The sequence below is a fragment of the Spirosoma sp. genome (assembly GCF_026391055.1).
In the GTDB taxonomy this organism is placed as follows: domain Bacteria; phylum Bacteroidota; class Bacteroidia; order Cytophagales; family Spirosomataceae; genus Spirosoma.
In genome coordinates this window covers 168,188-193,024 of the sequence record NZ_JAPLET010000009.1, presented here as the reverse complement: position 1 = coordinate 193,024, position 24,837 = coordinate 168,188, and the positions used below count along the sequence as shown (strand labels likewise).

The window sequence follows — 24,837 nt, the reverse complement described above, 5'->3', positions numbered from 1 at the left end:
CAATAACACATTCATACTCAATTTCTCATGCAAACGAACAAACCTCTCGAATCGCTGAACGTATTCAGTTTCAACGGTGTGCAGATGCGGACCTTCCACATTACGTGGCTTACTTTCTTTGTGTGTTTCTTCGGCTGGTTTGGGCTGGCTCCGCTGATGCCCGCCATCCGGGCCGATCTTGGACTGACCAAACCGCAGGTGGGTAATACCATCATTGCCGCCGTGTCGGCTACCATTCTGGCCCGTTTGGTAATTGGCCGCCTGTGCGATACCTGGGGACCGCGTAAGACCTACGCGGCCCTACTGGTATTGGGAGCCTGGCCGGTTATGTTCGTTGGCCTGGCACATGATTACACCACCTTTCTGCTGTTCCGGCTAGCCATTGGCGTCATTGGTGCATCGTTCGTAATCACGCAGTTTCATACATCCATGATGTTTGCCCCCAAAATCAAAGGTACGGCTAATGCCGTAGCCGGTGGCTGGGGCAACCTTGGTGGAGGCATTACCCAACTAGCGATGCCGCTCATCATGGCTACCATCGTCGGCTTCGGCTATACCAAGCCCGAAGCGTGGCGGCTGGCCATGATCGTGCCGGGTGTGCTAATGCTCGTGATGGCCTTCATTTACTACCGTTTTACCCAAGATACGCCCGCTGGAAATTATAGCGAGATCGGACGATCCGTTGCAACGGGCGAGAAGGTGAGTTTCTGGGCGGCCTGCGCCGATATCCGCGTATGGGCGCTGGCACTGGCCTACGCCTGCTGCTTCGGGATGGAAATCACGTTCGATGGCGTGGCCGCGCTTTATTTCTTCGATAACTTTAAGCTGGCCGAAACGGAAGCTGGTTTCTGGGCGATGCTTTTCGGCGGCATGAACATTTTTGCCCGGGCCCTCGGCGGTATCGTGGCCGATAAAGTGGGTAACAAATACGGTATGCGGGGTAAAGGTCTCCTGCTGGCCAGTATGCTGGTGCTGGAAGGAGCAGGTATTATGCTTTTCGCTCAGGCCGGTAGCCTGCCGATGGCTATTGTTTCCATGATCACCTTCGCCCTGTTCCTGAAAATGTCGAACGGCGGTACGTATGCCATTGTGCCCTTCGTGAACCCCAAAGCCGTTGGCGTCATTTCGGGCGTGGTTGGTGCGGGTGGTAACCTCGGCGGTATGCTAATGGCGTTCCTCTTTAAATCGCAGTCCATCAGTTACGGACAGGCGTTCCTGTACATCGGCTGCGCCGTAGCCGCCATTGGACTGCTCTTATTCCTGGTCAATTTCAGCAAAGAGACCATCGCCGAATCAGCGGAAGTGGAATTGCAAACAGCTTGATTTTTAATGAATAATTGATAATGCACAATGAAAAATAAATAACGCGTAATGTGTGCTCTATGGTAGGTAGGTTACAGATAACAGACTTGATTTTCCGCACACTCTGCATTGTTCATTTTTCATTATCCATTAAAAGACCATGCATCAAACGACCTGTTGCTATTGTGGTGTTGGCTGTGGAATTGTTGTCAAACAGGAGCCAACCGGACGATTGACCGTTGAGGGTGATAAACAACACCCGTCCAACAAGGGAATGCTGTGCTCGAAAGGCATGAATCTGCATTATACCGTCATGGACCAATCGGACCGGCAGCTGTATCCGCAGATGCGGCTCAACCGTAACATGCCCATGCAACGGGTAAGCTGGGATGCCGCGCTGGAGCGTACAGCCGCTGTATTCCGGACGTTCATTCAGAAATACGGTCCCGATTCAGTCGCGTTTTATGTGTCGGGGCAGTGCCTGACGGAAGAGTATTACCTGGTCAATAAGCTCATTAAAGGCTTTATTGGCTCCAATAACATCGATACTAACTCCCGCTTGTGCATGAGTTCGGCGGTGGTGGGCTACAAACTGTCGCTGGGTGAAGATTCGGTGCCGGTTTGTTATGACGACATCGAAGAGGCCGACGTTTTTCTGGTGCAGGGCGCGAATCCCGCCTGGTGTCACCCAATTCTGTGGCGTCGGATTGAAGCGCATAAGGCGGCTAATCCAAACGTCAAAATCATTTGCGTCGACCCTCGTAAAACCGATACGGCCCGGTCTTCTGATCTTCATTTGCCTATCCGCCCCGGCACCGACATTGTGCTGAACAACGCCATCGGTCGGCTGCTGATCGAGAATGGCGACATCGATGTTGATTTTATCACCAACCACGCCGACGGATTTGCTGCTTACAGCGAGCAGGTCATGCAGCGTACCGTCGCCGAAGCCGCCGATATTTGTGGGGTTCCCGCCAATGACATTCGGCGCGCGGCCGACTGGATTGGTCGCTCGAAGGGCTTTTTGTCGCTCTGGACGATGGGCCTGAACCAGTCGGTAATTGGTGTAAACAAAAATCTGGCGCTCATCAATCTCCACCTGATTACGGGTCGGATCGGTAAACCCGGCAACGGGCCGTTTTCGCTCACGGGCCAGCCCAATGCGATGGGTGGCCGCGAAACGGGGGGCCTTGCCAACGTGCTGCCCGCCCACCGCGACGTGACCAACGCCACCCACCGCGCCGAGGTCGAAGCGTTCTGGAACAGCCCGGTCAAAATTGCGTCGAAACCCGGTCTGACCGCTACCGAGATGTTCGACGCCTTGGGTGATGGTGGTCTGAAAGCCATCTGGATCATCAACACCAATCCGATGGTGAGCATGCCCGATGTCAATGCGGTTGAAAAAGCCCTTCAACATGCCCGTTTTGTTGTCGTTCAGGACATTTCGAACCGGGCCGATACGGTACAGTTTGCCGACGTAGTGCTACCCGCAGCCGCCTGGCTCGAAAAAGAGGGCACCATGACCAACGCCGAACGGCGGATCGCGTACTTACCGAAAATCATCGACGCCCCCGGCGAAGCCCTGCCCGACTCTGAAATCATCTGGCGATTTGCCAAAAAAATGGGTTTCGGCGATGCATTTCCATACACCAACACCTCCGCCGTTTATGACGAATACGCTCAACTCACCGCAGGCACCAACGTCGACATCACGGGCGTAAACTACAATCTCCTCAAGCAAAAACGCACTATACAGTGGCCGTATCCAAAAAGTGAAAGGGGGGAAGAAAACAGTATACTGCAAATCCCGGCGGGGAACCGCGAAAACCAAACCGGCACCAAACGCCTGTTCACCGACCACAACTTTTACACACCCAACGGACGCGCGCAGATCCACGCCGTGCCCGATGAAAATACATCGGAACCAACCGACGCTGACTTTCCGCTGATCTTAACCACTGGTCGTATCCGCGACCAGTGGCACACCATGACCAAAACGGGCCGTGTTGCCAAACTCAATCAACATAGCCCGCAGCCCGTTCTGCAAATTCACCCTGACGATGCAAAGGCAAGAAACATTGCCGAAGGGCAGCTTGTCGTCGTTCGCGGTCGGCGGGGCGAGGTGCGGGTGAAAGCTCAACTCACCGACGATGTACGTTCGGGACTATGTTTTCTGCCGATGCATTGGGGGAAAGTGCTGGCCGGGAAGTCGGGCGAAAGCAACCTGAACCGGGCCAACAACCTGACCAATGCGCTCGTTGATCCGCGTTCCAAAGAGCCGGATTTTAAGTTTACGGCGGTGGAGGTGATGCCGTTCAGCAAGCCGCTGGAAAAGATCATCATCATTGGCGCCGGTTCGGCGGGATTGGGCTTCATCAACGCCTATCGCGCCCTAAGGTCGGGGCGGGTCGAAACACCCGTCAACGACGAACTGCATATTTTCTCGAAAGAAATCTATCCGTTCTACAACCGCGTGTTGCTGCCCGACTACATCAGCGGAGCACAGTCGTGGGAGCAGCTTGTCAAACTGCGTGAAGACCAGTTCGAAGAGGCTCGTATCATTGTGCACAAAGGGGTCGGCATTGCCCACATTGACCGGAACGCCAAAGTTGTTGTCGATACCAACGGCGTCGAACACAGCTACGACAAACTCCTGCTTGGTACGGGCAGCAGTGCCTTTATGCCCAAAGGAATTCCTCGTTTACCGGGTATTTTCAACATGCGGTCGCGGCTCGACGCCGATTCGCTGATGCCGTTTCTGAATCGGCCCGCCGATGGCTCAGAGCCGCATACGGTAATAGTGGGCGGTGGACTGCTCGGGCTGGAACTGGCAGCATCCTTGCGGCAGATCAACGTTCGGGTGACGGTCATCCAGCGGGTGGGCCGGTTCATGGAACGCCAGCTCGACCCATTGGCCAGCGAACTACTCTACCTCGAACTCCTTGACCGGGGCATTGATGTCTATTTCAATGAAGAAGTTCAGACGTTCATGGGTACCGACAACGTAGAAGGTGTTCAGCTAAAATCGGGAAAGAAACTAAACTGCCAGGTGGTGGTGATGGCCATTGGGACGGTGCCGAATATCGAACTCGCCCGCGAAGCTGGTCTGACCTGCAACCGGGGCGTGGTCGTGAACGATTACCTGCAAACCTCCGATCCCGATATTTTTGCCGCTGGCGAAGTGGCGCAGTGGAACGGGCAAATGTGGGGCATTACCCTGGCCGCCGAGCAACAGGCTGAAACAGCCGCCCGCTTCATCGCCGGTGATGTGTCGCAACCGTACAAAGGCAGTTTGTCGATCAGCATTCTGAAAATGGAAGGTCTTCACCTGTGCAGCATGGGCCTGACGGAAGTACCACCCAATGCCGGGCCGGAGTTTGAAGAAATTGTGTTCATCGACAAGTCGAAGCGGTATTACAAAAAGTGTATCGTTCAGGGTGATAAGCTCGTCGGGGCAATTTTAGTGGGCGACAAGAACGAGTTTGCCGAGTTCCGCGAACTCATCGCCAACGGCACAGAACTCTCCGAAAAGCGGCTCCAGCTCCTGCGGGCCAGCAAACAGATCGACCCAGTCGAAGGCAAGCTGGTGTGTTCCTGCAATACCGTGGGGCAGGGAAATCTGGAGCGGGCCATCCAGGCCGGTTGCACCGATTTCCAGCAGTTATGCCAGAAAACCGGTGCCGGAACAGGCTGCGGCTCGTGTCGGCCGGAGGTACGGAGTATTCTTTTATCAATGAGTGAATTAGTGAATGAGCGAATAGCTGACGCACCCAAATGCTAGCCTAATCTTATTCACTAATTCATTCGATCATTCACCATTAAATCTCATGCGCGATTACTATACCCTAAAAGTCAATATGCCCGCCGGGATTGTTTCGCCGGGGGCGCTGCAAACGGTGTTGCGGCTGGCCTACGAAGCGAAGGTTCGGAAGGTGCGTTTTGGTGCCCGTCAGCAGTTACTCATGACGGTGCATTACGAAGACATGCGGTTTCTGGAAAAAGACCTTAAGCAACACCAGATTTCGTATGAGTTGAATACGGACCAGTATCCGAATATCATCAGTTCGTATTGTGGCGAAGACGTGTTCCGGACGGGGGCCTGGCTGCGGGAAAGTGAGTACCATACCGTGCTCGACCAGTTCGACTACCAGCCCCGGCTAAAGGTCAACCTGTCGGATTCCAACCAGAGCTTTACGCCGTTCTTCACAGGTAATTTGAATTTCATTGCCTCGCCTGAGCCTCACTTCTGGTATTTGTACGTTCGCCCGAAACAGACCAATCTATTATTCCGGTGGCCGCAACTCATCTATACCAATGACATTGGCCGAGTCGCTAAAGCCGTGGAAGAGGCTATGCTGGCGCAAGATTTTCAGGGAGAAGAGGCTTTGTATATAGCAGTTACGGCAAACCGGCATTTCATCACCCAACCCGCCACGCAGGAGGTGGAGTTGCCGGATTTTTCGTTGCCTTATTACGAGGGCTTCAACCGTTATGGCGAACGGTCGTGGCTGGGCCTGTATCGTCGTGACGAAGAATTCTCTATTGTTTTTCTACTCGATGTGTGCGCGTTATGCCTGAAAACCCGTATCGGCGAAATCTGCGCGACACCCTGGAAGTCGCTCATCATTAAAGGTATCGAGGCAAAAGACCGGGCGGCCTGGTCGTATGTGTTAGGCAAGCACAACATCAACGTACGCCACGCGGCCAATGAACTCGCCTGGCAAACGGAAGATCATACCGACGAAGGCACGGCGCTGAAGCATTACGTAATCCGGAATTTTGAAAAGAACGATACCCGTACCTTTGGGCTTTGTTTCGGCATACAGACACGGGCCAAGTCAGAAGTGTTTGGCTCGGTGCTGATTCGGAAGCGGCCGTTGATTCAACTGGGTCAACTGGCGTTGTTCAGCGTGTATGATCTGTACTATACCGAGAATTTCAACCCGAATAGCCGAACGTATCATGTTTTTGAAAAAGCGTTGTTCCGTATGCATGTTCCGAACCAACTCAATCGGTTGTGCCGCCAATTCAACGCCCGCTGGTCGCAGGACCGCGCCGAAACGACATGGGTCGAAACCGAAAAACCGGAGCCTTCATCGGGTGTCGAGGACACTGTATACCAGTGCCCACATTGCTTCACCGTCTATGACGAACAGTACGGCGATGCCCGGCAAAGCATCCCGGCCGGTACCCCCTTCTACCAACTCCCCGATCATTACGTTTGCGCCACCTGCGACGCCCCCAAGCAGGATATGACCACCGTACAACTGGTAACAGCCCCCTAACAACCCCGACGGTGTTGACTGTGGATAGCCCCGGATGCAATCTGGGAACCTGGCGGGTTGGGTTTGTCCAAAATGTGGTATTTTTAGGGTATGAGTACGTATCATGCCAACGACCTTAAGCAGCAGATCGAGCACATACTGCGCTGGGAACAATCGTCCCACTGGCGGGCGCGTGATTATGTGCATCTGAGCGAGCTGGTAGCTAGTCATACACAACGGCAGATCGATGCACGAGAATTGCAGGCGTTCTGGGAGCTGTCGACCATTCCCTCCAAACTTTCGCTGGACACCCTCGCCGTTTTTATAGATTATACGGGTTGGGATGACTTCTGCGCCAGAAACGTATATGGAGTCATGGAGGCCGACGACGAGACGCAGTTACTCCACGCCCCCATGTGGGAAATTCCTATGCGCTGGGTGATTGTCCTCTGCTGGCTGTCGGTTATAGCCTCCATTGTGGTTGGTATTTTGTTAGTTTGGAAAGGCTAAACGATTACATGTTTCGTAGCGTTATTGTGGATATTATTGTTCTCCGAACTATAACCCAATTCAAGCGACCGAATGGTACGTTTTCCTTTATGCCTGAGTCTGTTACTCAGCGCAACGCTGGTGCTGGCACAATCCACGCCCAAAGCGAAGTCGACATCAACAAAACCTGTCCTAAAGTCTGCTGCTTCACAGACCGGAAGTCCCAACCTGAATGCGCCTATTCCGCTCGACCCCGATGTAAAAGTGGGTAAGCTGGCTAATGGTCTGACGTACTACATTCGTAAGAATGCCGAGCCCAAAAACCGGGCGGAACTGCGGCTGGTGATTCGGGCGGGGTCAGTGCTGGAAAACGACAACCAGCAGGGACTGGCGCACTTCATGGAACACATGGAGTTTAACGGCACCAAAAATTTTCCGAAAAACGAACTGGTCAACTTCCTGCAATCGGCGGGGGTGCGCTTCGGGGCCGACTTGAATGCCTACACGGGTTTCGACGAAACGGTGTACCAGTTGCCCGTTCCGACCGATTCTGCCAATGTGTTTACCAACGCCTTTCAGATTCTGGAAGATTGGGCGCACAACGCCACTATTGATCCTACCGAAGTCGACAAAGAGCGGGGCGTTATTCTGGAAGAGCGCCGGCTTGGGCGCGGGGCCGGTCAGCGGATGCGGGACCAGTATTTTCCGATTCTGCTGAACAACTCACAATACGCCAAACGCCTTCCCATCGGTACCGAACAGGTGCTGACCACTTTTAAGCCTGAAGTGCTGCGGCAGTTCTACAAAGACTGGTATCGTCCTGATCTGATGGCCGTTATTGCCGTGGGTGATTTCGACATGAAGCAGGTAGAAGGTATTATCCGGGAAAAATTCGGTCGGATTCCGGCGGTGAAAAATCCCAAACCCCGTACGGAATACGACATCCCGGCGCACAAAGACACGAAAGTGGTTATTGTAACCGACCCTGAGCAACCCAACACGGTGGTGCAGGTGATTTATAAGCGGCCTGAAATCAAGGAAAAAACATTGGGTGATTTGCGTGAAAGCATCAAGCGAGGCCTGTTCAACACCATGCTTGGTAACCGGATTCAGGAGTTGACGCAACAGGCGAACCCACCATTTCTGGGCGGTTACAGCAACTACAGCGATTTTCTGGGTAATCTCGACGCCTTTACATCCATCGCCGTGGCGAAAGAAGGCAACGTTGAACGCGCTATTCGGGCAGTGCTCGACGAGAATGCCCGCGTGAAACAGTTCGGCTTTACGCCCACTGAACTGGCCCGCGCCAAGCAGGAGTTCATGACCAACGTGGAGCAGGCCTATAGCGAGCGCGACAAAACCCGGTCGGTTAACTACGTGAATGAGTACGTGCAGAATTTCACGGATAAAGAACCGTATACCAGCATCGAGTTCTATTACAACTTCCTCAAAAAAGAGCAGGATGGTATTAAACTCGCTGAAGTCAACGCGCTGGTCGATCAGTTTATCCACAATGATAACCGGGCGGTCATTGTCATGGCTCCAGAAAAAGACAAAGCCAAACTGCCAACCGTGGAGCAGATTATCGGCTATGTCGATAACGCTGGGAAAGGGCTGACGGCTTACGAAGACAAAACGCTGGACAGCCCTTTGCTGACTACGCAACCTACAGCCTCGCCAGTTGTGAATGAAAAGCAGATTAAAGACATCGGCGTAACGGAATGGACGTTGAAAAACGGCGTTCGGGTGGTGCTAAAGCCTACAAACTTTAAGAACGACCAGATCCTGTTTTCGGCAAGCAGCCAGGGCGGTACGTCGCTCTACGACCTCAAGGATTTTCAATCGGCGCGATTTTCATCTACGCTGGCGGCAATGGGCGGAACGGGTGCCTACAACCAGATTCAGTTGGGTAAATTTTTGTCGGGCAAGCAGGTGAGCGTGTTCCCGTATGTGGGCGAACTGAGCGAGGGTGTCAACGGCAGCGCGGCCCCGAAAGATTTGGAAACGGCCTTGCAGTTGCTCTACAGCTATTTTACGCAGCCCCGAAAAGACGCCGATGTGGTGAAAGGCTTCCTGTCGAATCAGCGCAGTGCGTTGCAGAACCGAATCAACACCCCAACCCCACAGGGTGTTTTTCAGGATACTGTCACCGTTACGCTGGGCAACAACAATCCCCGTCGGCAGCCGCTCAAGCCCGAAGATCTGGATAACATCGATCTCGACCGGGCCCTGAAAATCTATCAGGAACGCTTTTCTAATGCCGGTGATTTCACGTTCTACTTCGTCGGTAATTTCAAAGAAGACCAACTGAAGCCACTGGTTGAAAAATACCTCGGCGGCCTGCCATCGACGGGCAAGCCGGAGAAGTTCAACGACCTCGGCATTCGGGCACCCAAAGGCCAGATCAGCAAAACCGTTTACCGCGGCCTCGATCCCAAAGCGGCCGTACAGTTGGTTTATACGGGGGATATAAACTGGTCGCCCGAAACGAGTACGCAACTAGACGCACTGGCTGAAGTACTGGAGATTAAGCTAATTGAAAAGTTGCGCGAAGAGGAGAGTGGCGTGTATGGCGTGAGTGCCAGTGCGGCCTATGCCAAGTACCCGGTGCCACGCTACACCTTCCGAATTAATTTCGGTTGTGCGCCGGAAAACGTCGAGAAGCTCATTGCCAAGACGCAGGAGCTGATCAATAATCTGAAAGAAAAGGGGGCTTTACCCGCCGATATTGCCAAGTTCAAAGCCGAAACCCGTCGCGAAACTGAAGTACAGTTAAAGGACAACCAGTTCTGGCTGGGCTATCTGCAAAACCAGTATTACAACGGCGACGCGCCTGACGAGGTCCTGCACGAAGACGAACAACTGGCGAAAGTAACCGTTGAAAGCACCAAAGCCGCGGCTAACCAGTACCTGAGTTCGAACCTGATCCGGCTGGTATTGATGCCAGAGAAAAAGCAGTAATTGGCGAGATTCGTTGTGAGTCGCGCGTAGTTTGTACCGGTACAAACTACGCGCGACTTTTTCTATATCTATGTAAAACCTCAAAAGCTATGGAAAGTACACTGCCTGACGCTACAGAAGAGGATGCCCTTGTCGGTATTCTAATGTCGAAGGAGCAGTTCCTTCCTGAACTGGAACCCCGACGATGGCTCTCTGTATGAATTTAAGAGTGGATTGGCTAAACCTACCGATGGAATGAGGAAAGAAGATATGTCGATTCAGGGTTACCAAAAACAACAAAAGGCCTTGACGAAATCAAGGCCTTTTAAGTAGGGTGAAAGACGGGGCTCGAACCCGCGACCTCCGGAACCACAATCCGGCGCTCTAACCAACTGAGCTACAATCACCATTTTTGAGAGTGCAAAAGTAACGATGATTTGTGAATTATGAGTTATAAATGACAAGTTTTTTTGCAGTCAATCCCCAGAAAAACCATCATTTATAACTCACACGACATCATCTATTACGCCTGTTTGCCCTGCTGGTACCGTTTTTCGGCGGCAGTCCAGTCAACGACGTTAAAGTAAGCCGCAATGTAATCGGGCCGGCGATTCTGGTATTTCAGGTAGTAAGCGTGCTCCCAAACGTCGAGACCAATGATCGGGAAACCTTTTACTTCGGCAATGTCCATGAGTGGGTTATCCTGGTTTGGTGATGACGTGATAGCCAATTCGCCTTCGGGAGTAACGATCAGCCACGCCCAGCCCGAACCAAAACGGGTAGTCGCTGCTTTGGTGAATTCTTCTTTAAAGGCGTCGAACGAACCGAATTTCGAATCGATAGCTTCTGCTAGTGTACCGGTTGGCTGACCACCACCGCTTCCAGAAATAGTGTTCCAAAATAAGGTGTGGTTGTAGTGTCCCCCTCCATTATTACGAACCGCAATGGGTGCTGAACTTACAGAAGCCAGGAGGTCTTCAATGGATTTGTTTTCCATTTCGGTGCCTGCAATGGCGTTATTGAGATTCGTCACGTATGCATTGTGATGCTTTCCGTGGTGAATTTCCATGGTTTGCTTGTCGATATTCGGTTCGAGCGAATCGCTTGGGTAAGGAAGTGGGTCTAATACAAATGCCATTTTACTAATCAGTTAGATGGAAGAACAATCGGTTGAAGTAACAACCCTAGTCTAAATTATGTTCTTAAGCGTGTAAAAAACTTAGCGAGCAAATCCTGACTTTCTTGGGCCAAAACGCCGGATTCGACTCTGGTTTTTGGATGTAACAGATTTGTTTCCAAACGACTGTATCCTCGTTTAGCGTCGCTGGCCCCAATCACCAGTCGGCCGAGCTGGGCCCAGAATAATGCACCGGCACACATTACGCAGGGTTCCAGCGTTACGTACATCGTACAGTCGGTCAGATACTTACTACCCAGGTATTGCGTTGCTGCTGTAATCGCCATTATCTCAGCGTGCGCCGTCACATCCGTCAACTGTTCCGTCTGGTTGCGCGCTTTGGCAATGATCCGGTTTCGGCAAACGACAATAGCCCCAACGGGTATTTCACCATTATCGGCCGCTTCTTCCGCCAGCGTTAGGGCTATACCCATGAAATACTCGTCGTTCATTCCTTATAAACAATAATTGCTGGCTGGTTGCTGATTCGTCGGAGGACAAAAATCAGCAACCAGCCAGCAATTATCAATTTAGTTTACTGTTTCAGTACTTTTCGGGCTGTCTCCCGATCTCCAACCCGGATACGCAGAATGTACAACCCACTTGGCTGTCCGCTCAAATCCAGTTCATTCATCTGGCCACGGGTTGTGTGCTGTAGAACGGGCTTTCCACGTTGATCGGTCAGGGATAAAATGGCCGGATCACGGGTCAGAGGCAAATTTAGTTCAACGATCAGCTTGGTGACGGTTGGTACCGGATAGGCTTTTACGAGCGGGTCGAGCGAGTTATCATCCACGCCCAGCAACGGCAGCACGGAGATCGTGGCGGTACCCGAAACCGGGCCACTACCGCAACTATTGGTTACGCTGGTCAGCCGATAGGCGGTTGTTCGGGCCGGACGAGCCTCCACAATTAACGGACTGGTGGTTGCTGTGATTGGGTACGTGCGGAGGCTGTCGGCATAGATGGCGTCCCAGGGACCGTCGCCCCCGAAGGTGATAGTCAGGTTCACCGGAGAGCCTTCATAGATATTCTGCGTTCCGGTCAGCGTAGCGGTTGGTAAGGAGCGTACCGTCAACAGGGTAGGGCTATTGGAGCCTGTAATGCCAATTTCCGGATTATCGGCTTTTACCCGCACATAATACTGCCCGCTTGCCAGAGAGAGCGGGACTGTTCCCGTAACGGGTGAGCCGGCTGCCGTACTCTGGAACGTGAATTTTTTCGATGTGTCGGCTACACTGGCCACTTCGATACGAAACGCGTTACCGGTGTTAAACTCGCCGGTTGTCGTGAAAGGCACTGATAGTGACGTACCAGCGCACAACGTCGTTGTGGCAAACGAACTCGTCGATACCGTTGGTACCCGAACGGTGATCGTAGCCGTTGTTCCGGGTAGTCCCACGCCACATGCATTACTAACACTAACGATTTGATACGTCGTATTGCCGCGTGGTAAGACGGAGATGGTTGTATCTGTCCGCGCCTGGCCTGAGTACCCCTCTGTGAGGCTGTAGCTGTATGGCCCGGCACCGGTAAATTTAAGTTGCAAAGGTGCTCGCTGACCAAGATTTACGGATGCAACCGGCGCTGCCAGAGCCAGCGTTGGGGGGGTGTTGACAACGACCCGAACGGTGGCCCGGGCACTGGCGCATCCGTAGTTAGCGATCTGATAAACATAGAACGCGTCGCCACCTTCCTGCACGTTTTTATTCAGGGTTGGGGGAGTGGGTGCGTTGACGGTAACATTACCCGCCGGGTCTACCCATCTTAGCTGGGCACCTGTTTCGTTCGTACTAGCTTCCAGCGGCACCGCCCGGTCATTGATACAATAGGTAACTACTGGCTTTATTACGGTAGGAATTGCAGGCGTTAGCACCGATACTTCCAGCCGTGCCGCTGAACTCGTGCAGCCGTTTACCGTTTGCGTGACCAGGAAAATCTGAGTACCGGCTTTATCAATAGAAGGAGTAGGTGGGCTGGAGAATGGATTTCCGTCACTGAGCGACCATTTCAGATTCGATCCTGCAGCCTCCAGCGGTGTTACATTCTGTTGAATCTGGTCTATTTGCTTCTGGCAGTAAGTAAGTGGCTTAACACCGGGAGGAGCAGGTAATGGTTTAATCGTAACGGTTATGGTAGCTCTGGGACTCTCGCAATTTTCGCTCGATATCTGTGATACTTTAAACGTCTGGTCGCCTACGCTGCCTGTATTGGGTGTTGGAGCCCCGGTAAGTAATTTGTCGGCGGCATCAAACCATTTGAGTGTCGGCCCCGCAGCGGTAGCGGTCAGGGGCTGTGCCTGGCTGTTATTGCAGTAACTGACAGCAGCGACGCCAGGGGCACTAGGTGTTGCTTTGACGCGTACGTTCAACGAAGCACGGGGCCCTTCACAACCATCCAGTGTCTGGCTGACGTAATAAACGGTAGTGCCAACCGCTGTTTTGCTTGGCACTGGTGCTGTTGTCGAGGCTGTTCCACCGGTTGAGGAGGTACCGTACCAATTGATTGTAGCCGTAGGAACCGGGGTCGCTGCCAGTACCGGTAGTGCTGCTTCCTGGCAAAACTCGACAGCCGATACGCCAGGAGCAGCCGGTGTATCTTTTACAACGACCAGAATACTCGTCCGCTCGCTCTCGCAGCCGCTTACTGTTTGACTGACGAAATAATTCGTTGGCCCGAGTAGAGCGGTGGTGGGAATTGTAGGGCTGCTGGAACCGGTACCACCCGTTGCTGCGGTGCCGTACCATTTCAGATTCTGCCCTGTAGCGGTTAGTGCTACGGCCGTAGTACCCTCACAGTAGGGAGAAGGGGCGGTGGCAACCGGGGCGGCTGGCACGGCGTTAACCGTAACGGTGATGAGGGCACGCGCCCCTTCACATCCGTTTACAGACTGGCTGACATAATAGTTTGTTGACCCTAATGATACAGTTGACAGCGTAGGAGCAGTGGCAGTAGAGGTACCACCCGTAGCCGACGTACCATACCAGTTTAGCGTACCTCCGCCAGACGGAGTGGCCGTCAACGAATAACCCGGCCGATTCTGGCAGGCAATAAGCGGGCTTGAGACGGTTGGTGCACCGGGCGTACCCTTAATCGTAACCGATATGGAGGCACGGGGACCTTCGCAGCCGTTTGCTGTCTGGCTAACATAATAGGTAAATGTTCCGGCCTGGTTTGTTGCAGGTACAGACGCTATTGCCGAGGCTGCACCACCGCTGGCGGCCGTTCCATACCAGTTCAAGGTTGCCCCCGCAGCTGGTGTTGCGACCAGGGCACTCGCCGTTTGGTTCTGGCAGTAATCAGGAGCAGATGTAGTTGCCGGAGCTGAAGGGCTTGCCCGCACTATTACAGGAATGGCGGCCCGTGGGCTCTCACAATTGTTTACTGCCTGACTAACGTAGTAGTTGGTGGTACCAACGATCGATGTATTGGGTGTGGTAGCATTAGTTACTGATGTGCCGCCTGTTGCTGCTGTACCATACCATCGTAAGGTTCCGCCCGCGGAGGGTGTTGCCGACAGGGCCAGGGCAGTAGCGCCTTCGCAGTAAGGAGAGGGTGCGGTAGTTGTTGGGGCAGAAGGTATACCATTTACCGTTACGACCAGACCGGCACGTGGTCCTTCGCAGCCGTCTACTGTTTGACTGACATAGTACGTTGTTGTGCCCGCTGATCCTGTGGAAGGGACAGGCGCCACTGATGACGCTGATCCACTCGATGCGCTGGTACCATACCAGTTCAGTGTACCGCCTGCTGCTGGTGAGGCCGTTAGCGAACCTGCTGTCTGGCCAACACAGTAATTTATACCACTAACACCTGGCGCGCCGGGTTTGCCTTTTACCGTGACAACGATACCGGAGCGTGGCCCTTCGCAGCCACCCACCACCTGGCTTACATAATAGGTTGTACTACCAACAGTCGTTGTGCCGGGGATAGGCGCAACAGGTGATGAGGTACCCCCCGTCTGATCCGTTCCATACCATCTTAACGTAGCTCCCGAAGTGGCTGTCGCAACAAGTGCTGATGCCGCATCGCCCTGGCAATAGGCAGGAGGGGGTGTTACGCCGGGAGCCGATGGAGCCGAAATTGTAAGCTGGCTGGCGCTTGTTGCATTCACGTTCGGGTTACTCGCAACAACACGAATTAAATAGCCTGATCCGTTAGTCGTTCCCGCAGGAATTCTAGCCGTGATTGTCCCGGCAACTCTACTGGACACAGACCCTACGCTAGTCGGGAATGACGTGCCTGCCGAGTTGGACAAAAAGGCTGTAAATGTATTGCCGGCATTGAACGTACCACTTATGGTATACGATACGGTAACGTCGCTGCCCGGGCATACGGTTGCTGCAGGAAAGGTGACACTGGTTATTGTCTGTGCCAGACTTTGGTTAGTTAGCCCGGCAATGCATATCCAGGTAAGTAAACAGGAGTATAATATACGTCCCTTCATAAGTAAAGAGTAAATCAATTAAACGCCTAAAGTTAATGCATTTATGGACGATTTAACGAGTTCACTAAGTCGTAATCCAGCCACAGCAGATACTCCTGCTCGCCTAAAAAGAGGTAACCGTAGACGAGTAATTTCGCGCTTATGTATAGATGAAGTGCCCCGTATTCGATAAACAGGCAGGTTGAGGCACTTGTATCAATGAAAAAGCCACTCCCTGTAGGAAGTGGCCTGCTAGCCTTTAAAAGGTTCTTTCCGGTTGTAATTACTTCTGAAAAGATACTAAATCAGTTACTGAATAGCACTATAAATAACTTCGTGAATGCGTCGACGGAGTTTTGTTGTGTTGATTGAATTGTTTCCGGCAGTTGGGTAGATACGATTCGAAAGAAAAACAAATATCAAGTCCTGATCAGGATCGACCCAAACCACATTGCCGGTAAAACCCGTGTGTCCGAATGAACGGGCCGAAGCCTGCTGAGCCATGTACACGCTGCTGGCACTTTCAGGGTTGGGCTTATCCCAGCCCAGAGCGCGATGGCTACGATGGCTTAGGGTTTGGGTAAAATAAGGCACCGTCATCGGCTGGAAAATCCGCTCGTCGCCATACACGCCTTTCTGTAAATTCATCTGTAGTAGCGTGGCAATGTCACGGGCATTGCCAAACAGCCCGGCATGGCCGGAAATCCCGCCCTGCACGGCGGCCATCTGATCGTGCACCGTACCTACCAGAAGCTGGTTTCTGTAATACGTATCCTGTTCGGTGGGGGCGCATTGCGGGTTTGGCAACCGTTGCAGGGGCGTAAACCCAAGCTGGTGAAGCCCTAACGGCTTATATACATTTTCGGTAACGAACTTATCCAGAGGCTGTTTACTAACGCGCTCAACAATCTTCTGTAGTGTCAGGAAATTGAGGTCACTGTAAACGAACGCTGGTTTTCCCGATTCGTCCGTCTTGCGCGACATGGGCGATTGAACGACCCACTTCCAGACAGAATCTTTCAGCGCCGGAACGCCCCAGAGGGTTGGCGCAATCTGAAGCGTGTGCAGACTATCCCGAACGGCTCCGTAGTACTCGGCTTTCAGCCCCCCACCCGGTAAGCGGGTACGATCCCAGGTAGTCGGGTAAAAAGAAACCATGCCCGACTGGTGCCAGAGCAGGTCCTGAAGGGTGATATTCTGTTTGTTCGTATTGCGCAGTTCCGGCAGATACAGCGATGCTTTCTGGGTCAGATCGATCTGTTTGCGGTCATACAAAATCATGACCGACTGTAGCGTAGCCAGCACTTTTGTCAGCGACGCCAGGTCATACAAAGTTTCGTCGGTTACTTTTTCGGCACCGGCTGCGTAGGTTAACGCACCAAAGTTTTTGCTGTAAACGATTTTGCCTTTTCGGGCAACCAGAATCTCACAACCGGGTACCACATGGTTTTTAACTGCTCCCTGCGCAATGGCGTCGATCTGATTCAGCACTGTCGTTTTCATGCCAACGCTCTCCGGCGAGCCTGTCGATAACCGCCCCTCCGGGTTGAGCGTATGCCCAAGACCAACTTTCAGATCACCCGTCGAGATGGGCAGCATACCTTTTGCTCCCAGTCCGCCAAACAAAACCTGGGGAACAACCCGCTGCATATCGTCGAGCTCCTGATAAGCGCAAATCAGGGCGTCGGCTGCAGAGAACTGAGGCAGGCTATAAGGCGAGCCAAAGGCCGTTACAATAACTTTTTTCCCTTGCTGCTTCAGCTTGGTAATTAAGTCGAGGGAGGGTTTCGTAATGCCGTATTTCCGAAGACCCGACTCACTCATTCGGTGAAAGCTCACCACAACCGTGTTGGCTTCGGTGAGTTGCGCCACGATATGGGAAAGGTCAGCTTCTGAAACGGGCTTTTCCGGATAGGCCAGTGTCTGGAACGGAGCGTATTGAGTCAAGGTTTTCTGAAAGACGTTCCCCGGTTCGGCCCCAATGGCCACAGAAGCCAGTTTGAGGGTATCCAGTTGCTTTAGCGGCAGAATATCTCTCTTGTTGTCGATAACGGTTACCGACTGTTCGCAGAGTTCCTGCTTCAACAGCTGCGCTTCCGGTGAGTTAAGTTCCGCTGACAGGCCCGCCAGATTAATGGGTTTATAGTGATGTAGACCAACCCAGTATTTAGCGCGAAGGATTTTCTTGACTTTTTCGTCGATAAATTCCTGAGTGATGACTCCCTGCTGAACGGCATTCAGAATGTTTAGAGTTGCCTCCCGAACGTTTTCCGGGTAAAGCAAAATATCATTACCGGCAATCAGAGCGCGGAGATTAACGTCTATTGCCTTGGGCGACCGACTAATACCGCCCATATTCATGGCATCAGTAAAGACCAGCCCCCGGAAACCCAGCTCTTTCTTAAGCAGTTCAGTAACAATCTTTTCCGACAGCGTAGCGGCTAGTGCGGGGGTATTGTCCATCACCGGTACGTGCAGGTGACCGGTAACAACGCCCATCAAACTGTCGGCAATAAGTTTACGGAAAGGATATAGGTCAATATCGCGCATCTGCTCCGACGACCGGCTAACGGTGGGCAGCGTGTGGTGCGAATCAGCGTTGGTATCGCCGTGGCCCGGAAAATGCTTGGCGGTGGCAATGACGCGGGTCTGCTGCAATCCCCGCATGTAGGCCGATGCTTTCAGGGCAACATTTTCTTTAGACTCCCCAAAAGAGCGAACACCAATAACCGGATTTGCCGGATTGCTGTTAATGTCGGATACAGGGGCAAAATTGATATGAATACCCAGCCGCTGGCACTGCCGCCCAATTTCGGCGCCCATACGGTAGATCAGCTCATTATTACGGATAGCTCCCAGCGACATTTGCTTGGGGAAATTCATGGTACTGTCCAGCCGCATACCTAACCCCCATTCGCCATCAATGCCGATGAGTAAGGGAACCTTAGATGCTGCCTGGTAGCGGTTTGTCAGAATAGCCTGCCGGTAGGGACCACCCTGGAAGAAGATCAGACCACCAATGTGATTTGTCTGAATGAGGTGTTCAATGTATTGATAATGATTGTCGTGACGATTGGAGAAAGTTGCCACCATGAAGAACTGACCAATTTTCTGCTCGGGGGTAAGCGTATGGAAGACGCTGTCTACCCACTGCTGGCCACTATCAGACATAGCAAACACCTCAACCGGCTTGGCTGCGAGCCCGAATTTATAAGCGGAGATAACCGCCTTGGGCGCAACGGCTACAGGCCGCCTGGCTATTGCTCGATGCGTCGCTTTTGAGGCAATTCTCGTCCAGATGTTACGACCCGGCTTAGTGAAGCCAAGAGCAGTTAGCAAACTGACGAGCAGGAGGCCGACGAGTAAAATTGGTCTTAAAACAATGTTCCGCATGGGCACTCAGTAAGTAAAAAGTAACGATCATCTGGCGGCAGTCACAGGCCAAACCATAAAAATAGCCAATGACCATCGTAAACCATAGAAAATCGTTGAATTGTCTAATTTTTTAACGAAATAGTATTGCCAAATAGTTTACTGTGCTCGATTAATACAATATTAAATGTATAAGCAGGATTATATTTAGTCCAGTAAATCAGTGCATTAAATATACCTGACAGCAAAAAATAGTGGCAAGTAAATAACCCTTTTAACCGGGTACTTGTCGGTAAGTAATTCGGTTAATTTATTTTTCGGAGAGTTGGCCCCGGGTAGACAAGCGCTGTCTTTGGGGCGAGAAGGAAGAGAAACTGACAGCAACAAAATAAAAAAAGCCCATCGATGGGCAATGCAAAAACCAGTAAGTTATTTTCTGACAACTAGTTGAACCGGGAAGAGTTGCAAGCACAGCAAATCAGACCTGATTACGGCTTACTCTATAAAACGAGTAACGCGTGACAGGCTTCTCAATACGGATGTTGACTCAATAGGGCCGCGCTGGTCGCACATTGGTCAGCGCGGCTATCAGACGCTCGCTGATGGCTACTTTTGTTGTTTGAACTGTTTGTTGCCAGCAAGCTGAAACCGTCGTTTTGTTTTTTGCTACCGATGCCGACGATTTCGCCCGCATCTGCTTCCGGGCCGCAAACATGTTGTGTGGATGCCCCATGCTGAACGCCTGTCCGCTGATGCCTACAAATAAAATGCCGATGACGAAGAGAGTTTTCATGACCTTTGCTTCTAAATAACAATACAAAGTTATGGGTTTAATTTGGTATCTTGCAATACATAGTACTATATTTTTTAAAATATTTTTTGATTTGGGGAAGTAAGTGGAGTGGGTGTAGTGAGTAAAGGGGGGCTGATTAACACAGGCGCCAACTGCTTACTCACTTCACCCACTCCACTACTCTACAATAATCCGCTTCACAGCACCGTCTTCATTCTGGGTGACGGTAATAAAATAGACGCCCTGCGGCTTTTTGCCCAGGTCGATCTGCCCAACAAATTCGCCCGAGAAGTCTTTTATATCCCGGCGGGCCACCTCTTTACCTTTAGGGTTTGTCACAAAAATGGTAACATCGCCTTTGGCTGGTGCCGTAAACCGAACGTTCAACTGGTCATGATCCGGGTTGTTCGGAAACGCATCCAATCCGCGGATGGTGGATGGCTTGCCACCAACATTCCGGGCCCAGTCTTCAAACGGGCGAACCAACTGCCGGTCGAAATCACGGGGAATCGTTAATTTTAGCCGGTTAAGCTGATCGGCAAGTGAATCCGTTCCGCGCCGGAATTCATACCGCCAGGTCTGGTTGTTCCAGAAATCCTGATCGTTTCGGGGCTGTTTGTTTCGCTGGGCGTAGGCATCGGCCGGTGCACGCCGTTTGTTGGGTGTGACACGCTCCCGCGTCACCACACGATCGCCGGTACCATCTTCGATGATAATGGTCATCTGGTGTTTACCGCCGTCTTTACGGGTCGCTTTCAGGGAATCGACCAGTTTCATCACCAGCTTATCCCGGTCGGGGTCGTTCATACCATCCATCCGGTAGGTGCGTTCAATTTCCCGAACTTCACCACCGTTGCGTTCAATAATTCGGATGTTTACTTCGCCTTTATCTGATTTTTTGGCGGGGCTGTCCGGCTTCTGAGCAAAGGCAGCACTGCTCAACGCAACGGCCAGCAACAGGGTCGATGCGAACTGGTATCCGGCAAAAACTGTTTTTTTCATAGTAGAAACGAGTGAACGATAAGTTGCCAAACGGATTGATATAGGGCTTGTTAAAGTTTGTTAACGAGCCAATGTATAGCCGGGTCGGTTCGTACTTTTACTAACCCTTCAGGTTACGTTTCTATAGATGACAAAGTTGGCTGAAGGTTGCATGAGCGAGTAAAAAAATGTCGAAACAACGCATACGCTGGATTGTCGCGCTGATGGCTATCGGTCTTTTGGGACTGGTAGGGTTGCAGTTGTACTGGATCAACAGCGCCTTACAGTTACAGAAAGAACAATTCGCCTATAAAGTGACGGATGCCCTGCAGGAGGTGGTTCGGGCGCTGGAGCGGCAGGAGATTTATTACCAGACTAATCAGCGCGTTCAGGCCCGCGAACAGCAGGACCGCCTGATGGCCATCGCCAAAAAAGAAGGGCGGACGGTACCGAAAGCGTCGGGGGAGCCCGCCCATTCCGAAACAAAACCGCTTACTAAAGCTAAACACCCCCTGCCGTCATCGACAGACCAGTTGGCAGCTCGGTATGGTTTGCCAGCGGGTATGACGGCCGCCGGAACGATGGTTGTTCAGTCGGATGTGTTGCACCCGATCGTTCGTCCGCTCTCGGCCGAACAGATGGCCGTTGTTGAAGAGTTTTTTCGGCAGCAGGATGAACTGATGGCTGTAGGCGACTGGCAGGCGCAGTTAGTTCAGCAGCAACAGTTTGACCGATGGGTCGAGAATGTACTGACGAGTGAATTAACCCGTATCAACAATCAGGTGGGGCATCAGGCAAGGCAGGACTCATCGGTTCGGGCGGCTAAAAACCGGCTTCACCGGGCTGCACAACAGCGAAAAACACAACCGGACGATAAGGTGGCTGCCTTGAAACCCGGTTTGCCCACCCGCCCAGCCAGTGTAAGCCAAAACCGGGCCGAGCAGCAGTCGCACATGATTAAGGACGTGCTGAAAGGGTTGCTGATGTCCGATCGCCCGATTGAAGATCGCGTCAACCGGTTGGCACTTGATACACTGCTTCGGCAGTCGCTATCCGAGCGGGGTATTGATATTCCGTTTGCCTACGCGGTCCGGACTCGCCAGCACCCCCGGTTTCTGTTCACCTCGCTGGGAATCGAAGCGCAGCAGTTTGATAACAGTGGCTATAAAGCGGCTCTTTTCCCGAATAACTTGATGGAAAGGGGAAATTACGTGTATGTTTATTTTCCGACCCAGCAGCAGTTTATCCTGAGTCGGTTGGGATTTACGTTCGGGGCCTCCGTTGTACTGATTCTGGTTATCCTGGCGTGTTTTTACATTGCCATCAGCACCATTGTTCAGCAAAAAAAGCTGGCCGATATCAAGAATGATTTTATCAACAATATGACTCACGAGTTCAAAACGCCTATTTCAACGATTTCACTGGCCGTTGAAATGGCCCAGGAACAGATGAGTACAAGCCGGGGAGCCTGGAACAAAGAGCCAGTCTCCGGTTCTTCGGGCGATGAACTGGCCGGTCGCCTGTCGAGGTACATGGGCATCATCCGGGACGAAACCCGGCGGCTGGGTTCGCACGTCGAAAAAGTGCTGCAAATGGCGCTGCTGGATCGGGGAGAAATCAAGCTCAATTTGTCACCCGTAAACGTACATGACGTTATCGAAAAAGTGCTCAATAACCTGGGGCTTCAAATCGAGCAGCGGGGGGGCGAAGTCGACCTGCACTTCGATGCCGACCGCGAAGTGGTAGAAGCGGATGAACTGCACCTGACCAACATTGTTTATAACCTGCTTGACAATGCCCTGAAGTACTCGCCCGAAAGTCCGCACATTACGATCAGCACCCGAAGCCTTTCCGATGCATCGGCGGTGCCGGGCGCTGCCAAAACGATTCAGGGGGTAAGTATTACGGTGTCTGATCAGGGGGTGGGCATGACAAAAGAGCAGACCAACCGAATTTTTGAGAAATTTTACCGGGTACCCACCGGCAACCGACATGATGTAAAAGGGTTTGGTCTGGGACTCAGCTATGTGAAGAAGATGGTTGATGAGCACCACGGACAGATCATGGTTGACAGCCAGCCCGGAAAAGGCAGCACATTCGAGGTCATTATTCCGTATACACAAGATTTAGTAGTGAAGTAAGGAAACTAAGTAGTGTAGTAAAACAAATTCACGGACCTGCTTCACTCATTTCGCCTACTTCACTAATTACTGAAATTATGCCAACCATTCTGCTTGTTGAAGACGACCCAAACCTGGGTCAGTTAGTACAGGAGTACCTGATCATGAAAGGCTACCCAACCGATCGGGCTATCGACGGTAACCAGGGACTGCAATTATTCATGGCGGGTAAGTACGACCTCTGTATTTTCGATGTGATGATGCCCAAGAAAGATGGATTCACGCTGGCTAAGGAGGTGCGGATGGACCACCGCGATGTACCCATCATTTTCCTGACGGCCAAATCCATGCAGGAGGATACCATTCAGGGATTTAAGGCCGGGGCCGACGATTATATGACGAAGCCGTTCAGCATGGAAGAACTGCTGCTCAGGATTCAGGCAATTCTTCGCCGGTACCAGCGCTCCACCGAATCGGCCGAACCCACTACCTACCGGATTGGCTCATTTTCCTTCGATTATCCGCATCAGCTGCTCTCTCGAATTATGGACGATTCCTCACTTAATACCCAGGAATTGGCTCCGCAGAAACTAACCAGTAAGGAATCGGAGTTATTAAAACTGCTGGCACAAAACCTGAACCAACCGGTCAGTCGTAGTTTTGCCCTGAAAATGGTTTGGGGAGACGATTCCTATTTCAACGCCCGAAGCATGGATGTGTATGTGACAAAACTACGCAAGTACCTCCGGGAGGATCCCGCAGTTCAGCTTGTAAATGTGCACGGCGAAGGATTTAAATTAATTGTGTAACATGAACCTAATACGCCGTCCGCGTCGGAACCGCCAATCGGCCGTTATCCGCGACATGGTGCAGGAAACCCGCCTGTCGGTCACTGATTTTATCTTGCCGGTCTTCATTATGGAAGGTCAGAACCTTCGTTCGGAGGTATCGTCCATGCCGGGTATCTACCGGTACTCGCTGGATCTGCTATTTAACGAAATTCAGGAGTGTGTAGATCTTGGGGTCAAAACGTTCGACCTCTTCCCAAATCTTCCCGAATCCAGAAAGGATAAGTACGCCACCGAAAGCTATAACCCCGACGGGCTATATCCGACCGCCATCCGGGCCATTAAAGAACGCTTTCCCGACGTGGTTATCATGACCGACGTGGCTATGGACCCCTATAGCTCCGACGGGCACGATGGCATTGTGGAGAACGGGAAAATCCTGAACGACCCAACACTTGAGGTATTGGGTAAAATGGCCCTGGCTCAGGCGCAGGCAGGTGCTAATATCATTGGTCCGTCGGATATGATGGATGGTCGCGTGGGTTATTTGCGTCAGGTGCTTGATGAAGGGGGGTTCCATGATGTTGCGATTATGTCGTATGCCGCCAAATATGCCAGTGCCTTTTACGGACCTTTTCGCGACGCCCTGGACTCGGCTCCGAAATTTGGTGATAAAAAAACGTATCAGATGAACCCCGCCAATAGTCGGGAGGCTCTCATTGAAGCCCAGCTTGACTTCGAAGAGGGAGCCGATTTCCTGATGGTAAAACCTGCTTTAGCCTATCTGGACATTATTAAACTGCTGAACGATAATTTTCATCTCCCCATTGCAGCCTATAACGTGAGTGGCGAGTACGCTATGATCAAAGCGGCAGCGCAGAATGGCTGGCTCGATGGCGAACGTGCTATGATGGAGTCACTCATGGCAATCAAACGAGCCGGAGCAAACGTTATTCTGACTTACTTTGCCAAGGAAGCAGCCCGTTATTTGTTGAAAAATAATTAAACGCTAGAGAGAAATTCATCTAAGCGATTGTGAGCCTGTTCTCTTTTCTGAGTAAGGGAGAATAATAAGTGTAGTCTGTTCTGCTATTGGAGCTCTAACCTATCTGAAGAGCTGATCGGTATAGTTTGTGACTATGTCGTGGCGTTGCCCGGTCTCCGACCGGAGTTTACGGAATAGTC

14 protein-coding genes and 1 tRNA gene are annotated in these 24,837 nt (G+C 52.0%); 8 read left to right on the top strand and 7 right to left on the bottom strand.

Annotated elements, in window-relative coordinates:
• The first annotated feature begins 27 nt into the window (after positions 1 to 27).
• The 5 genes from NT073_RS01675 (at position 28) to NT073_RS01655 (ending at position 10,016) form a co-directional block, all read left to right on the top strand.
• A complete protein-coding gene (locus NT073_RS01675; RefSeq protein WP_297367816.1) occupies positions 28 to 1,323 on the top strand; it encodes an MFS transporter in 1,296 nt (431 codons plus the stop codon).
• A 139-nt stretch (positions 1,324 to 1,462) separates the two neighbouring features.
• On the top strand, positions 1,463 to 5,083 hold the full coding sequence (locus tag NT073_RS01670; RefSeq protein ID WP_297367813.1) for a nitrate reductase: 3,621 nt from the start codon (positions 1,463 to 1,465) through the stop codon (positions 5,081 to 5,083).
• Positions 5,084 to 5,129: 46 nt separating this feature from the next.
• Positions 5,130 to 6,587 (top strand): rubredoxin, encoded by a 1,458-nt coding sequence (locus NT073_RS01665; protein WP_297367809.1) that lies wholly within the window; start codon positions 5,130 to 5,132, stop codon positions 6,585 to 6,587.
• A 90-nt stretch (positions 6,588 to 6,677) separates the two neighbouring features.
• A complete protein-coding gene (locus NT073_RS01660; protein WP_297367806.1) occupies positions 6,678 to 7,076 on the top strand; it encodes a hypothetical protein in 399 nt (132 codons plus the stop codon).
• 72 nt (positions 7,077 to 7,148) lie between these two features.
• Positions 7,149 to 10,016: a M16 family metallopeptidase gene (locus tag NT073_RS01655; protein WP_297367803.1), complete on the top strand. Its 2,868-nt coding sequence runs from the start codon at positions 7,149 to 7,151 to the stop codon at positions 10,014 to 10,016.
• 311 nt (positions 10,017 to 10,327) lie between these two features.
• On the opposite strand, the gene NT073_RS01650 is transcribed toward NT073_RS01655, so the two are convergent.
• The 7 genes from NT073_RS01650 to NT073_RS01620 form a co-directional block, all read right to left on the bottom strand.
• Positions 10,328 to 10,403 (bottom strand) — tRNA-His (locus tag NT073_RS01650).
• Positions 10,404 to 10,518: 115 nt separating this feature from the next.
• On the bottom strand, positions 10,519 to 11,133 hold the full coding sequence (locus tag NT073_RS01645; protein ID WP_297367800.1) for a superoxide dismutase: 615 nt from the start codon (positions 11,131 to 11,133) through the stop codon (positions 10,519 to 10,521).
• A 56-nt stretch (positions 11,134 to 11,189) separates the two neighbouring features.
• The gene (locus tag NT073_RS01640; RefSeq protein WP_297367797.1) at positions 11,190 to 11,624 is read right to left on the bottom strand and encodes a nucleoside deaminase; all 435 of its coding nucleotides are present in this window, start codon (positions 11,622 to 11,624) and stop codon (positions 11,190 to 11,192) included.
• A gap of 83 nt (positions 11,625 to 11,707) precedes the next feature.
• On the bottom strand, positions 11,708 to 15,619 hold the full coding sequence (locus tag NT073_RS01635) for a T9SS type A sorting domain-containing protein (RefSeq protein ID WP_297367794.1): 3,912 nt from the start codon (positions 15,617 to 15,619) through the stop codon (positions 11,708 to 11,710).
• Between the two features lie 288 nt (positions 15,620 to 15,907).
• Positions 15,908 to 18,991 (bottom strand): glycoside hydrolase family 3 N-terminal domain-containing protein, encoded by a 3,084-nt coding sequence (locus NT073_RS01630; protein WP_297367790.1) that lies wholly within the window; start codon positions 18,989 to 18,991, stop codon positions 15,908 to 15,910.
• Between the two features lie 526 nt (positions 18,992 to 19,517).
• A complete protein-coding gene (locus tag NT073_RS01625; protein WP_297367787.1) occupies positions 19,518 to 19,763 on the bottom strand; it encodes a hypothetical protein in 246 nt (81 codons plus the stop codon).
• A gap of 177 nt (positions 19,764 to 19,940) precedes the next feature.
• A complete protein-coding gene (locus NT073_RS01620) occupies positions 19,941 to 20,765 on the bottom strand; it encodes a T9SS type A sorting domain-containing protein (RefSeq protein WP_297367784.1) in 825 nt (274 codons plus the stop codon).
• A gap of 167 nt (positions 20,766 to 20,932) precedes the next feature.
• On the opposite strand from NT073_RS01620, the gene NT073_RS01615 reads away from it, so the two are divergent.
• The 3 genes from NT073_RS01615 (at position 20,933) to hemB (ending at position 24,658) form a co-directional block, all read left to right on the top strand.
• Complete coding sequence (locus NT073_RS01615; protein WP_297367781.1) at positions 20,933 to 22,885, top strand: HAMP domain-containing sensor histidine kinase; 1,953 nt, start codon at positions 20,933 to 20,935, stop codon at positions 22,883 to 22,885.
• A gap of 77 nt (positions 22,886 to 22,962) precedes the next feature.
• Positions 22,963 to 23,673: a response regulator transcription factor gene (locus tag NT073_RS01610; protein WP_297367778.1), complete on the top strand. Its 711-nt coding sequence runs from the start codon at positions 22,963 to 22,965 to the stop codon at positions 23,671 to 23,673.
• Position 23,674: 1 nt separating this feature from the next.
• Complete coding sequence (gene hemB / locus NT073_RS01605) at positions 23,675 to 24,658, top strand: porphobilinogen synthase (RefSeq protein WP_297367772.1); 984 nt, start codon at positions 23,675 to 23,677, stop codon at positions 24,656 to 24,658.
• Positions 24,659 to 24,837 lie beyond the last annotated feature (179 nt).

What these genes read in the sequence shown, in the direction of transcription:
- NT073_RS01625 (WP_297367787.1), bottom strand. Translation starts at nt 19,763, where the DNA reads ATGAAAACTCTCTTCGTCATCGGCATTTTATTTGTAGGCATCAGCGGA.
- NT073_RS01645 (WP_297367800.1), bottom strand. Translation starts at nt 11,133, where the DNA reads ATGGCATTTGTATTAGACCCACTTCCTTACCCAAGCGATTCGCTCGAA.
- NT073_RS01630 (WP_297367790.1), bottom strand. Translation starts at nt 18,991, where the DNA reads ATGCGGAACATTGTTTTAAGACCAATTTTACTCGTCGGCCTCCTGCTC.
- NT073_RS01615 (WP_297367781.1), top strand. Translation starts at nt 20,933, where the DNA reads ATGTCGAAACAACGCATACGCTGGATTGTCGCGCTGATGGCTATCGGT.
- NT073_RS01610 (WP_297367778.1), top strand. Translation starts at nt 22,963, where the DNA reads ATGCCAACCATTCTGCTTGTTGAAGACGACCCAAACCTGGGTCAGTTA.
- NT073_RS01670 (WP_297367813.1), top strand. Translation starts at nt 1,463, where the DNA reads ATGCATCAAACGACCTGTTGCTATTGTGGTGTTGGCTGTGGAATTGTT.
- hemB (WP_297367772.1), top strand. Translation starts at nt 23,675, where the DNA reads ATGAACCTAATACGCCGTCCGCGTCGGAACCGCCAATCGGCCGTTATC.
- NT073_RS01640 (WP_297367797.1), bottom strand. Translation starts at nt 11,624, where the DNA reads ATGAACGACGAGTATTTCATGGGTATAGCCCTAACGCTGGCGGAAGAA.
- NT073_RS01665 (WP_297367809.1), top strand. Translation starts at nt 5,130, where the DNA reads ATGCGCGATTACTATACCCTAAAAGTCAATATGCCCGCCGGGATTGTT.
- NT073_RS01660 (WP_297367806.1), top strand. Translation starts at nt 6,678, where the DNA reads ATGAGTACGTATCATGCCAACGACCTTAAGCAGCAGATCGAGCACATA.
- NT073_RS01675 (WP_297367816.1), top strand. Translation starts at nt 28, where the DNA reads ATGCAAACGAACAAACCTCTCGAATCGCTGAACGTATTCAGTTTCAAC.
- NT073_RS01655 (WP_297367803.1), top strand. Translation starts at nt 7,149, where the DNA reads ATGGTACGTTTTCCTTTATGCCTGAGTCTGTTACTCAGCGCAACGCTG.
- NT073_RS01635 (WP_297367794.1), bottom strand. Translation starts at nt 15,619, where the DNA reads ATGAAGGGACGTATATTATACTCCTGTTTACTTACCTGGATATGCATT.
- NT073_RS01620 (WP_297367784.1), bottom strand. Translation starts at nt 20,765, where the DNA reads ATGAAAAAAACAGTTTTTGCCGGATACCAGTTCGCATCGACCCTGTTG.